At 39.3% G+C, this 13085-nt stretch carries 8 protein-coding genes; 2 read left to right on the top strand and 6 right to left on the bottom strand.

All coding sequences use genetic code 11. From position 1 onward, the window contains the following. Positions 1-35: 35 nt before the first annotated feature. Genes POREN0001_RS05620 through POREN0001_RS05635 form a run of 5 tightly spaced genes read right to left on the bottom strand, consistent with a single transcriptional unit; the run spans position 36 to position 8113 of the window. Positions 36-1523 carry a UvrD-helicase domain-containing protein gene (locus tag POREN0001_RS05620; RefSeq protein WP_040580899.1) on the bottom strand — a complete coding sequence of 496 codons (1488 nt, stop codon included), beginning with the start codon at positions 1521-1523 and terminating at the stop codon, positions 36-38. Next, positions 1516-2586, bottom strand: coding sequence for an ATP-dependent nuclease (locus POREN0001_RS09050; RefSeq protein WP_004334011.1), 1071 nt, complete (start codon positions 2584-2586; stop codon positions 1516-1518). The genes POREN0001_RS05620 and POREN0001_RS09050 overlap by 8 nt, the downstream gene beginning before the upstream one ends. Positions 2587-2594: 8 nt before the next feature. Next, complete coding sequence (locus POREN0001_RS09055; protein WP_004333946.1) at positions 2595-3200, bottom strand: AAA family ATPase; 606 nt, start codon at positions 3198-3200, stop codon at positions 2595-2597. A 3-nt stretch (positions 3201-3203) separates the two neighbouring features. Beyond that, positions 3204-7145, bottom strand: coding sequence for an Eco57I restriction-modification methylase domain-containing protein (locus tag POREN0001_RS05630; RefSeq protein WP_004333927.1), 3942 nt, complete (start codon positions 7143-7145; stop codon positions 3204-3206). Beyond that, the gene (locus tag POREN0001_RS05635; RefSeq protein ID WP_004333982.1) at positions 7145-8113 is read right to left on the bottom strand and encodes a hypothetical protein; all 969 of its coding nucleotides are present in this window, start codon (positions 8111-8113) and stop codon (positions 7145-7147) included. The genes POREN0001_RS05630 and POREN0001_RS05635 overlap by 1 nt, the downstream gene beginning before the upstream one ends. A gap of 680 nt (positions 8114-8793) precedes the next feature. Between POREN0001_RS05635 and POREN0001_RS05640 the strand changes: the two genes are divergently transcribed. Both POREN0001_RS05640 and POREN0001_RS05645 read left to right on the top strand, forming a co-directional pair. Then, positions 8794-9708, top strand: coding sequence for a hypothetical protein (locus tag POREN0001_RS05640; protein ID WP_004333931.1), 915 nt, complete (start codon positions 8794-8796; stop codon positions 9706-9708). Next, positions 9695-10156: a hypothetical protein gene (locus tag POREN0001_RS05645; protein WP_040580902.1), complete on the top strand. Its 462-nt coding sequence runs from the start codon at positions 9695-9697 to the stop codon at positions 10154-10156. The genes POREN0001_RS05640 and POREN0001_RS05645 overlap by 14 nt, the downstream gene beginning before the upstream one ends. A 472-nt stretch (positions 10157-10628) precedes the next feature. Here POREN0001_RS05645 and tssR read toward each other — a convergent pair whose 3' ends face one another. Then, positions 10629-13082, bottom strand: coding sequence for a type VI secretion system protein TssR domain-containing protein (gene tssR / locus POREN0001_RS05650; RefSeq protein WP_004333937.1), 2454 nt, complete (start codon positions 13080-13082; stop codon positions 10629-10631). Between the last annotated feature and the right edge of the window lie 3 nt (positions 13083-13085).

The following is a 13085-nucleotide window of genomic DNA, read 5'->3' on the forward strand; positions in this document are numbered from 1 at the left end:
TGCGATTTACACCCTTTTCCACACCCAACAATCTATTACTTATTAAAATGAAGTGTATCACTCGAGGTAAAGATGTGAAGCTCCTTACATGATCGGGAAATAGCTACATAAAAATCTTTCGAAGACGTAATCTGTTCTGCCTCAATTAAAACGACTGTATCAAATTCTAATCCTTTTGTCAGTAAGGTTGTACCAATACATTTCCCCTCTATTTTTCGTCCAATCTGTCTTATTCGATTCTTATGCTTCTTCATTTCTTCTAATATAAGTGTGCCATTTTCATTGGCAGACTTGAGACAGGCAAATACAGATGAAAACACATCAGCTCGCTTGGGTTTCCACTTTAAATGATACTTTAGCACCGTAAACAGCTTTAGAAAGGCACTATAGGATGGCGATTTTATAATAGAACATACAAGATTCGATAGAGCTTCGGACTTGGCTTTCTCTGTGGCATCACGCTTCATGATGATCCTTTTATCTGAGATCCAATTATTTACATCTGACTTTTTGAAAGATAATTCAACCAGTATATCTCGAAGTCTCTTATATGGATTTCGAGATCTAGGAAGCTTTTCTAAAAGGTCGTCTAACGTCTTTGCACACTTATAGTATGAAGAGTCATCTATTGCCTCGATAAGTGTAAATTCATTCCGAACATCAATTTGAGGTTTAGCTGTAGATCGATCGGAGATTGTACCTCGAGGTATTCCCTCGTAATCTATATAACTGGGGAAGATAACAAGTATACTATTACTCCTTTGGCTTAGAGCTGCTAGAAAAGGCCCTAACTCCCTTAAGAAAAACTCTGGTCGCTGTTGTATCTGCGTATTATATATAAAACAGCATGCCTCATTATTTGTAACAAGATTGATACAGCTGTCTTTAGATAAAGATTGTCTCATGCCAAGAATGAGTTGACCTAGATTTTCTTTTCCTGAATTCTTCCATCTCCAAGGAGTTTGAAGGAAATCGTAGCGGTTAAAAGATAATAGGTCTTTCTCAAAATCTACAATGGGTTGAGCAAAATCAAATATGCCTTGTAAAGGGTCTCCTAGTAGATGGGTGGGTAGTTCCTCAGACATTAATATGATGATTTTATGCTGGTCTAATGTACAATCCTGATACTCATCTACATATAGATGAGAGTAGCTTTGAGCGACAATGCGTCTAACCGCAGGTTTAGAGAATATGTGTACAGCAATTTTCTCTATTTGTTGAAAGAAGCTCTCGTTTTCTTGATTAGGGACATCTGTTCTTTTACATAGAGTTAAAACATATCTCTGAATGAATCCACAGATAGTTTCAATGGCGTATTTTTTAGGAGGGATACCTTGTTCTCGGAACTTCTTCTTTAGGGAAGCAATACCTGCATGTGTATGAGTGAGGATTAGTTGAGGCTTGTTTGCTTCAACTGAACTGACCATCTGAGCGATGCTATAAGTTTTTCCGTGTCCAGCAGGAGCAATCAACAGTCCCTTAGGGTCACTTAAAAATTCAAGTAAAACTTCATTGTTATTCATTTATCCAATCAAATAGCATTTTGAGTTCTTTGCGTAATGTTTTATCTTTTTCTATTGTATGCATATGCAAGAACAAAATATTTCCAAGGTGTTCTCCATCTGTAATGGTCTTATACCATCCTTTTTTCTTTGCTTGCTCTCCAAGTTTTTGTCTGACTTCGAGCTGTCGTTCGCCAATTGTATTATTCAATTCAGAGATTGACTGAATACCATTAAGGCAGGAGACGACAGCCTCCTCTGCCAGTATGTCTTTTGCTAATTGAGCTAACTCTATTATAATATTCCAAGGAACATCATTAAATAGTTGTTGTTCAAGTGCATTTCCAGCATCACAAATTGCCATACGAACCCCAGCACAAATTGCCTCCTCCTTAGAGGAAAGAATGTTCTTATTATCATCGTCATTAAAGGTGATAACGTCAAATCCTTTGGAGGTAAGCCAAATTGCATATCGGTAGAAATTATCGCCTCCTTTGGAATCTACAACTGCTATAGATCGAGCAGATAAGCCAAGCTTACCTTCTTTTTGAAGGTGATGATCTAATGCACGAATAATCCCATGCTCTGTGGCTCCTTCACAAAGAATAACTCTCCTTGCAAAGAAGGCCTCAGGTTGAGAACGAAGAAGACCTTGCAATTCTGGTTCAAATTGATGAAAGGAGCTAGAGTCTTTCTTCATTAGATAAATAGAATTGGCTTTACTCTCAACAACAACATCTCTAGAATGAGTTGTTACGAAGATTTGACCCTGATCTACTTGTGAGAGTTTGTTGATAATGGTTCGGATTCTGTCTGGCTCTAGTCCTTGCTCAATTTCATCAATAAGAATAATTCCACCAGCTTTGGCTAAAGTTAGTTGTACAGCGATAGAGAGCAGCCTCTTGCTACCCTTACCATACATTCCCAAAGGTCGATTTTGACCGTCGTGCAGTGTTATATTACTTTCCGTATAAGCATTACCCTTGTATTCCAAAGATGTTTTTAAGTCGTTAAACTCTATACCTAAATGCAATGCTTGTTGTTTAATTTCTGACGCAACTTTCTCAAACTCCTGAAAACTCATGTTAGACGCTATAGATTGGTAGGCTTGGCGAACAACATTTCTATTGTATCAGGTGCATCTAAGCCTTTCTTGAGTAAAGCATACAACGGAGAAAGTTTATTGTACGAGAAATGATTATCAGCATAGTCTGCAATCATAAACATATCAAGAAGAGCTCTATCTCGATGGCTAATCTCAATATCATCTTGCTCTCTTTCGTTTACAACATACCATTTGGGCTGTAGTGTGTCATCTACAACCAGTTTTATAGTTAGAATATCTTCCTCCTCTGCAGATGGCTCTCCTCCACTCTTAGAAATGTCATCTATAATTTCTCTATTGATAAGGAGTCTTTTATAAAGCCCATACTTGGCTTCAGAGAGTAGCTTATCTGGGACACAGCGCAAAGAAACTTCTATTTCTATTGGCTTAGTTGTGTCCAAGTTATAGAAGTCTGTATCTGCAAATGTATTATTCCATGCAGGAGAAAGCACTAAAGAGATTGCCTTGAGTATAGTCGACTTACCAGAGTCACCTCTTCCAATAAGAACAATCAAATTGGTGTCATCGAAGCATTGTTCAAACTGCTCAATACCTCTGAAATGACTAATTTTAAGCTGATGTATCCTTGCCATAATCTATTTCATTTCTTTGATTGAACCCTCGATGAAGGCTATTTCCTCTTTAGATAGTCCATACTTAGCATAGAGTTGCTGATCTATTTCAGGAATAGATTTACTCCAATCGATATCTGACTGTGTCGTAAAATCCTGGAGAGGAACAAATCGATAAGTCTTGCTTGTGGCATCATGGCTTGTTTTGGATAGGCTATGCATAAAGCGAGTAAATTTAGTTCTCAGATAAGCGGAAGCATTTATGGCATGTTTTTCATTCATCTGAAGTCCAATGCCAATGAAGAGATAGGCTTCTGTACATATGCTTTGAGGTGGACAAACTTCTGAGTTTAGATTATCATCATTGAGTTCCGTACCAATGTTATTTGCTCGAGGTACAAGTACCTTCCATAGACCTATTGCCTCCAAATTGTTTGTAACCAAAGAAGAAGGAATGAAGCCTTTACTCAAACCTTTACCGATACAGGATATATCACCATCTTGAATTTCTAAGTGCCAATTAGGGGTCTTAATTATATTACTTTCTATACCAAAAGGTTTTCTCTTTGACATATGTTGAGATAAAGGAATAAAACACATAGCCCCTGTAACCTTCTCCAATATGGAGATTGCCTCTTGATGGCGAACAAACATTTCTAACCCATCAGTTTTGATCGAACGTGCTTGAGATACTATCTCCTTACTCCCTCTGTTAGAGACAACTTCGGGAAGAGTAAGCGTATTGTCAAAGTTATTGTCTCTGACAATAAAGCAAATCCCTCCACGGTTATTCGTATCGGGGAAGACCTCATCAGGACGTTGGTAATCATACAAAAGTTTGATATGCTTATCTGTGAGCATAGAAGCTCTAAATTCATCCAACCCTTTCCCACCAGTATACCATCGAGCAGGCATAATTATAGATGTATAGGTTGTTGATACCTCCTTAGCAATAGTTACAAACTCTTGATATATTGGTTTTGCGCTAGCTGCTGCTCCACCATCAGCTTGTTGATAAGGTGGATTTCCTATTACGAGATCAAAGTTCATGTCTTTGAGTTGTTGTATTAGTGATTCTTTGCGCTCAGGGTTGAGCAGTTCGTATGTTGTAAAGGTTGAAAGGACCTGTTTGGTATCAAGCCCAAGCAAATTGTATACTTTTCTAGTAAACTCATAGCTTACACTTGATGTAGGTAGAGCATAGACATTTCTACCAATGTTTGTGCCATATTGGGAAATAAGTGCCCTAGTAAACTCTCCCTGTTTAGATGCAATATCTAATATTTTAGTTTCACTTGTTATGGTGTCATTGCCTAGAGCATTGAGCATCTCTAGAGCCACTGATTGAGGTGTTACTATTTCAGATGAAGATAGGCGACCAAACTTAGCCATCGCGACTTCTACACGTTTCATTGGTGTGAGTGTTTCATCTCTCATCAAACCATTTAGGTTCTCAATCTTGTAATCAAGACCTCGCAGGGAGAATACGTTGCTCTTCTGTTGCACAAGCTTGAGGATAGACACGTTTAGACCTACATGTCCTGCTATACGCTTGTTCTCCTCACTACTTTCTATAGATGTAATTATAGTTTGAAGTGAGTCAACAAAACTCTCTGAGAGGAAAGCATAGAAGAGTATTTGAGCATAGTAGGTCGCGAGCTTTTTGCCCATTAGATTGTCTGTATTCTCTTCTTCATCCACTTGAGGGATCGGATGTCTATCTGTATCTTCAGGATTATCTTGTTTTTGATCGGGCTCTTTTTCCAAATCTAATTCCACCTCCTCTCCAGTCACAGCCTTAATATTTATTCCCTTAGATGCATCAATAGGATTCAATAAAGATATGGCATTCCGCAACGTCTCATCTGCTAGGAGCATGTAGTCCAATGGAATATCTGATGCTTCGTCCATGACACTGCGATTAGCAGAATAAGCTCGCACAGCATCCATCACATCGGTAGCACTTACACGTTGTAAACCATTACTACCGATGGTTACAATAGGAGAATATTCGAGTTCACATTCGATACGCCTGCGTAGCTCTTCATTTCCACGTTGTTCAGTATTGGCATTGTAGATTTGGGAACGTTGCTCTTGTAAACGGAACATGCGATTGGGATTGAAATCAACAAGAAGTGTCTGTGGCTTCATGTTATACTTGATGCTTTCCCCATTATCACTTACAAGAGTACGGACGTATTGGTTCTGTAAACGGAATACAGCTTGATCGTATTCTTGAGGAGATGCAGAGTCTTTAAGGTATAGCATCGTGTCCCATTCTTTGACGGTACTACCAGTGAGCATCCGGTTGACGGTAAGAGTAATTGTCTTTGTATCATCTTGTTCGTATTGCTCTATTTTGCTTTTTACAGATTCCGTTGTTGGATATAGACGTTCACCTTCAAGACCAGCGATATTAATGACAGCATAGTCTCCAAGGTGATTAAAGTCATGCCTTTTTACCTCAAGTAAAGACTCCATCGCATCACAAGATGCACGATAAGGCAGAACAAATACCATATGCCTACACATCTTACCTTGCTGGATTTCTTTAAGTCCAAGGAAATTCAGAATGTGTACATCTGATTTAGACCCATCAATAGCGTGGAGTAAGTCCAATATCTCTGTTTCGTGAGTAAACTTACGATGTAGTTGCCCCTTTTTGTCTTCTGAAATAGATTGAGGACGCATCAGCTCGGACAAGTTACTCGAAAAACCATCTCTACGCAAAGTTTCCAAACGCTCACGAGAAGATTGATTAGGCAAGAAAGCAAATCGCACCATTTGAGGAAATCCATAGTATGGATTATCCCACTCTTTGAAATCATCTGAGAAGACATGTTCTTGATCCCACTGAGCCTGTGCTTCTACAATGTCTGAGAACTGATAGAATGCAATTATATCGTCTTCGGTAAATTCACTTCCCATCAAGATCCGATAGGGAGTTCCTGATAGATGAATACGCACTCGAGACCTCAACTCTTTGAGTTCTGAGCTTTGCTCATAGGTTTCAGCTGTATCTAAGCCTTTAAGCTCAGCCTCAAGTTCCTTTTTCTTAGATAGATTGAGTACACGACCATACTCTTCTGCTCTTGCTCCATAATGGCTTTCGTCAATAAGAAGCAGGTCTATTTCTCGTTCAAACAACGTTCGGTGCTTAGCCTTAATCTCTTGCCCCATTAGATCTTGTAAGGTCAAGAATACTACCGCTTTCTTATTATGTAGCGTAGTATTTAGAATGCACTCATCCTGCAACAAAGTCTCACTGTCCAAGAATACGTAGTCTACAAACTTGACATGGCTTTCTACTGTACATTTCCATTCTGTCTTTACATCAGCTTTGGCTGATACTACTACTACCAACTTCGCATCTATTTCAAGGGCGCAGCACATTGAAGTAAAACTTTTGCCAAAGCGCATTACGGCATACATCAATAGATTACTTCGTCCCTTAGCTAACGCAGATTTGAATCGTTCGATTGTCTCTAATTGGTTGGGACGAGGCTCGTAAGTTTTGTCACGCTTATAGGTATAGTTAATAGGAATACGCCCATTCTCAAAGGAATAGTAGGTATACTTCTGCAGCCTATCCTTATAAGCTTGTTGAATATCAGAGATTGCTAGTGCAATATCATCTTCCGTTGCGCCTAGAAAGAATTCATTCGAGAAATATAAATCTTGAGTTAGATTATCCCGAAGCAATCTGATACGACCACACTCTGTTTCTAGATATTGATGTACTGCATAATCTCTGAAGTATGTTGACTCATTGACCTTTGCCTTTTCCACATACCGTTTCTCTAGATCAGGGAAATGCCGTCTCCATTCTTCCAAACGCTTCATTACGGGTCTATATGTATCCCCGACCTTTAAATAATTAGGTATGGTGCCTGTCGAAAAAGCATATATGTGTGGCTCTACACGACCAATGATGAGCTGTTGTATTAAAAAAGTAGTATTTTCCATTATTGTTTCTTTGCATAAAGGGAACGAAATTCAATTGTTTCGTGTTTCTCCCAATCCATAATTTTTACAGGTATACCATTATGCTTACTCGGATTATTTGTTTTGCATCCTTCACAAATGACCATTTTTTCTTCGTTGAATAAATCACTATCATCTTTATCGATGACACCATGTCTACAAGAGTTTGGGATAACCATCTTCAAACCATCCATTTGAAATATATTCCAAGAAATAATCTTAGCAATCTCAATTTGCTTATCTATTGAGGGGAATTCTCCCCAACGTTCTTCATAATACTCCAGGAAGCTATAGAAAAGATTCTCTCTTGCTAGTAACACGTTGTCTCCTTGCCAATCATATCCGTAAGTTGTTTGAAAGGACTTAAGAGTCCATGTCATCCAATCACATAGATTTGATACATTTTCATTGACAATCCTAATTTTTCGATCCAGTAATCCGATTCTCTGTGATAATGGGATTAGCTCTCCTGAAGTAGTATCATAGCGACTTACCAAGTATGGAGCTTCTCCACAAGTAATCTCAAGACAATTACGTAAAATATAATCTTGCCAAGTTACTCCTTCGGCAAAGCGTATAGGTTCTGCGCAAGCACACCAAACATGCTTGCCATCTACGTAGTCTGTTTTATTGAAGTTACTATCTTTCGCTCTATAGCGTTCGTCTCCAGCGTTGCACATATCGTTACAGACCCAAGCAGGTGTAAAGATTTCTGCTTTTTCGATGGTACGTTTCTTTTTCTGAGCCTTTGTTTTTAAGATTCGAGGCATAATAACCTGACCATAACTACCAGTTACAGAGTGAGTCTCAATAAAATCATTAACTTCAAAACCCAGTCCTAATTCTGAATAGTCAGATGAAGCCCAAAAGATATTTTTTTCTGTAGTATGATCCTTCAGGAGTTCTGTTAGTATTTCTTTGGGCAATCTATCTTCAAGTATATCTATCATTTATTTATCAAAACCTTGGAAACGTTATGAGTTCAGGGTATTTAATGAGAGGAGTAAGGTTGTCTTTTCAAATAGCAATATTTTATAGCTTACCTCTAAATAGCAATCGAATACCTACCTTCCCTGTCCTCTTCTTCAAGAGGTTCCTCTGGAGATTGCTACACATTCTCTGTAGTCCCTCTTTGTTTTACCTACAAAAATACAAACTAATAGGCAGGAATAAGAATAAATGTAAGAGTTTTTGAGTCAGTGGATAGATTTTCATGAGAAACGCACGTCCATGACAGTCGATTTCACTGTTTTTCTCGCTGTTGGAGTACTGGAGTACTTCACCATTTATCATTATTCATCACTAGACGTTGTGTGTCATCATTCTAACCCATACATTTGCAGTGTCAGAGCCTTTCATTAGGGATCCCAAAGGCTCGCCAAACATCATAAATAACAATGCAACATCGATGCTGGAATCTGCAACCTGCTCTGTGTGATTGAGATTGGAATCTGTATACCACCTTTTTTGTATTTTTGCTGGCGTATTAGAGAGCGTCGGCAGAAACTGAGATTTGCTTCGTTTCTCTGGAGATCATTGAGTGATGAAGAGCTCCCCCTTAACGACGAGTTTTAGTAGACAGGTGCCGAGAAATTCAATCCTCTAACTTAAGAATAATGAGTACAAGTATATGAGCCGAAATCAAGTATATATATCGCAGGAACAATTCGATTTCTTTTGTCAAACCAAGCGACCTTATGAAGGATTTGTAGAGGGAGTTGGGTATGCATTTGTCCAATCCGGGTTTGTCAATCCTTATTCCGATTGTCCTACAAATCCGTTTCTCAAAAGTTACGGCCATGTATTGCCCATCCAACGACAGTTGATAGAGTCCTCGCCAGACCTAATAGCCCAAAGTCTGAAGTGTAACAAGACTACTGATATGCCAGAAGAAGCTCCCGATAGAGACAGTAAATACCTAGGAGAGCGATTTTACACGAAAGACGGTCGATATGTCTATATCGGTAACACGTCCGGTGGATGGAGCTGTTATGACAGGTCAGGAAATAAAGTACTGGAGCAAATGCCCGAAGTTATAGTCTACGGTCAAAAAAAATCCAGCAAAAGTGTAATTGAGGTCGGAAAGGATGTTAGCAATGTCAGTTTGGGTGCGGCATCTACCTATATGGTTTATAAAGGAGGGTACTATAAATGGAATGAAGCTTGGCATCTGACAAAGACACGAGGGATAAGGTATTGCTTTCAGAAACAATGGAAGAACCCGGGGGCTGCTTACTGGCGGAAGGCTCAAACAGGCTCGGTAAGATCCGCACGAAATACAGCCGGAAAATTGACCAAAGTCGGAGGGGTGTTACTCGTTACAGATATCGCCCTATCGGGAGAGTTAAAACCCTCTCATGCCATAAATGCCGTTATGTTGGGTGTTTCCAGCACCGGCGTTGGATCCATCGTCGCGGGAGCTTGGTTTCTCCTCGATTTTGGGACTATGGGTGTAAACTATCTGATCAATGGAGAGGCAAAAGGGTTGAGTGACATGATTGATGAAAGCATCGGAACATTTGAAATGTACGATGGACTTTACTAATAGAATCATTGATTATAGACCTCCGGTAAAGTACCTGTTGTTGGGTATTGGAGCACTCCCCTGTGGTGTATTTATGTTTTTAGGCATGGATAGGGAACGGGTCGTCCTATCAATTAGCCTTGCTCTTTTTGGTGTTGCCACTTTGGCTCTGGCGGTGATCTTCTTGCTGCTTTATTGTAGGCGAACCGGCATTCGGAAGATTATTGTCAGACAAGACCAAATCCTTTTCGAATCATCGGATAATACTACTCAACAGATTTCTCTCGATACTCTGAAATCTGTTGATTTGTACGCCACCTACGACGAAATGATCGAACTTAAAGCTCAACGACAGGCAAGAATTACATTATCAAAAAGCTGGATTAAAAAGAAGGATTATCGGTTCCTTGTGAGCTATTTACAAGATAATTCTGTCACAGTTGGCTATAAATATACTGACCTTCGATAGGCAAATTTCTCAGTAGAAACCATTGCATGCTCTAGGAAGAATGACTCTTCCTAAAATCCTCTCCCCCCTCTCCCATTGTACCTAAGGCTCTTCAGAAGTTCAGGTAGAATCCAATTACCACCCAGTTGAAATCTAATTACCCAATCAGGTGGAAATCAATCACTAACTAGCTGGGATCCAATTACCAATCAGGCAGAAGTCCATAGGCTTTTAGTTGTAAGTTTGTAGCGAATTGCTATCTCTCCTTCTTCCTTTACAGTGGTATACCCCTAAGTTCCACATTTGCAGTATCGGGAAGACGATTCCCGAGATAAAAGTGTGCTATCCCCTGTGATTGTCGACTACTTTGCAAATAAAAATGGCTTCGATAATCTCAAGGAGACTATCGAAGCCAATTATAAGCGTGTGAAAGCAGACTTCTTTTCTAGATTTCGATGAAGAAAGTCAGCCCTCCACCAAGGAGATGAAGGATCTACGGAAGCTTTGTTGCATCTATTTTGTAGAAGACTTCTTCATTGATCTTCATCTGATTTGCAGGAGTGATTTCATCCTCCAGTTCTTTCCTTTTTTTCAATAGATAATCCAGCAAGCGATCCAATTCGACATCAGTAACTATTTTCTTCTTTAGCAAGTCACCAACTTTGATCTTCCTTAAATCGTCTTTAAAAGAAGGCATTGTAAATATCTCCTGCTGTGCCTCAGATAAGCTCAATCGTCTTATGTCATTCTTTTTCATTGGATACACTTTCCCCGAGCGGATCCATTTGCAATAAGCTTTGAAGATAGACTTTCTAACCTTTCTTGTGTTCAGATACGAGGAAGCTTCTTTTGATATTTTGGATTCTGTGTAATACTCTGGGAGGTCTTCGCAAACCTTTACTTTTTTCTTTTTTGTCACCTCCTTACCCGTATACTTATAATCCACTCTCAGACGAGTAAGTTCCTCCATAAATCCTCTCAGATTTTCCAATTCTGACTTATTCAACAAGAGATAATAATCTCCTTTGTTTAAGTCTTCCGTTGGAATTTGAATTGAAAGAGGGAAGTTCGTTTGGGCAGAAAGGAGGGAGAGAGCCCTATGATTTTTCTGTGATAGGCTATAACTTTGAGGTAAATTCTGAGTGCTCAGCCATAAAGAGTCAAGTTTTGTTCTGCCTGTCCCAGTAGTCGTGAATGCAGTTTGAAGACAACAAAGGATATTTTGATTATCCATTTGTATCTCCCTTATAAGAGAATCAGCGGAAGAAACCAACAGATCAACAGGGAGCTCCTGTTTTTTTGAAGGAAAAATAATCCACCCTTGGGTCATACTGTGTTGGGGATAATCAAGTCTGTAGATATTGTCAGATTGCTCTACATATTGATTTGTCGATTTCAATTGTTCTGAATGTACAAGAATATCTTGTTTGTTCTCTGAAATTCTTTTGGCAGACTGCTTAACAAGATGTTCAACCTGAAGAACAAAGTTATTGAAGCTATTCCCATCATCAGAGGTTAATTGACAAGCTAAAATACGACAATTATTGTCTGCTAGATTATCTATCAATGAAGCCCTCATATGCTCTTGCGCATTACCATTCTCACCAATAAGGACAACTAGATTGCTTTCTTTACGATAAGATTTGAACATGTTTATAGAGGACTGAAGGGCATCCCAAGCATCCTCACTATAATGAGCTACCATTTTGTTTTTCCTATCAGAGTAACGTTCTAATTCGGAGAAAACTTCATCAAGATTATCACTCAACTCAATCACTTTTTGGCGCCCATTTGACTTGTCAAAGCCGATTACAGCTCCTACACGGAAAGAGTAATTTGGCGAACGAGACTCCAAGACTCTCTTCATCCCTTGCAAGGAAGATACAAGTTGCTCAAATCGCTTATGGACAGACTGCTGTCCGGAGAATGCAAATACGATATTCATATTTGTCAGATTCTCCTTAATGTCCCTAAGATCCGATTGCCAAATCTTTTTCCCAGATAGGCTATAAACAAAATTGTTGCGATTGTCAATAACTGGTACGGGGAGAACGGTCTCGATTACAGAGAGGCTATCCCCCATTTGGATGTTGGAAACAGAGTTCAAAGAGGAGAGGCTACCTGAGGTATTAGGTTGACTCAGTTGAGTGAACAATTTCTCAGAAATTTGAGTCTCTTCCTTCCTTTGGTTGTAAAACTTAAATGAGTGTATAGGAAGGGACGAATAACTCATGTAGAGGAGCTCTCCGAAAGGCATCAACAAGGAAGAAGGAATCCATCCCGATATTACAGATGATGTGCTGTCCGGATTGATTGACTCAGAAGAAATTATTAGGGTCTTACTTCTGTCTCGAGTCCTCTTTGCTTGATAAATAGGTGTTTGGAAGGGGATCTTTCCAGAAGGCACTAATAACTCCGGATCTTTATAAATGACCAAAGAGTCCGAACTGAAAAAGTATGATGAACGAATCAATGGCTTTTCATTCTTTATCATTGTTATCATCTTAATGCTATTGCCAGTCGCAAGATCTGTTACAGCATGAGACGATAGAAGCAAATTATCCCGATGAATCCAGCCGTAATACTCAGCCTGTTTGCGGTTTTTGATTCGACCATTTTCGATTACTTCAGGGGTATATTTTACTAAGCGAAGATAATCTCCTTTTTGTCCGATAACAACAAAGGGCTCTAAGTAGGAGGCTTTCTTGAGAGGAACTTTCCCTCCCGGATTATAGAAAGTCGTGTTATCGTCTCTGTCCGAGTAGACAAACCATGGACCTTGTTTATATGGGGAATTCGGTATAGCAGCTTCACCACAGCAGTAATTTCGTACATACTCTCGGGGTGTTTTCTTTATCTTCGTCAAACGATTTACAGGAGAACAGGCTGCCAATAGTAGGAAGCATACCCCCACTCCAACAATTATTTGATGTACTTTTATTTTCATGAG

The organism is Porphyromonas endodontalis ATCC 35406 (genome assembly GCF_000174815.1).
In the GTDB taxonomy this organism is placed as follows: domain Bacteria; phylum Bacteroidota; class Bacteroidia; order Bacteroidales; family Porphyromonadaceae; genus Porphyromonas; species Porphyromonas endodontalis.

Excerpts from the sequence above, each read along its gene's own strand:
- POREN0001_RS05620 (WP_040580899.1), bottom strand. The coding sequence starts at position 1,523 with ATGAATAACAATGAAGTTTTACTTGAATTTTTAAGTGACCCTAAGGGA.
- POREN0001_RS09050 (WP_004334011.1), bottom strand. The coding sequence starts at position 2,586 with ATGAGTTTTCAGGAGTTTGAGAAAGTTGCGTCAGAAATTAAACAACAA.
- POREN0001_RS09055 (WP_004333946.1), bottom strand. The coding sequence starts at position 3,200 with ATGGCAAGGATACATCAGCTTAAAATTAGTCATTTCAGAGGTATTGAG.
- POREN0001_RS05630 (WP_004333927.1), bottom strand. The coding sequence starts at position 7,145 with ATGGAAAATACTACTTTTTTAATACAACAGCTCATCATTGGTCGTGTA.
- POREN0001_RS05635 (WP_004333982.1), bottom strand. The coding sequence starts at position 8,113 with ATGATAGATATACTTGAAGATAGATTGCCCAAAGAAATACTAACAGAA.
- POREN0001_RS05640 (WP_004333931.1), top strand. The coding sequence starts at position 8,794 with ATGAGCCGAAATCAAGTATATATATCGCAGGAACAATTCGATTTCTTT.
- POREN0001_RS05645 (WP_040580902.1), top strand. The coding sequence starts at position 9,695 with ATGGACTTTACTAATAGAATCATTGATTATAGACCTCCGGTAAAGTAC.
- tssR (WP_004333937.1), bottom strand. The coding sequence starts at position 13,082 with ATGAAAATAAAAGTACATCAAATAATTGTTGGAGTGGGGGTATGCTTC.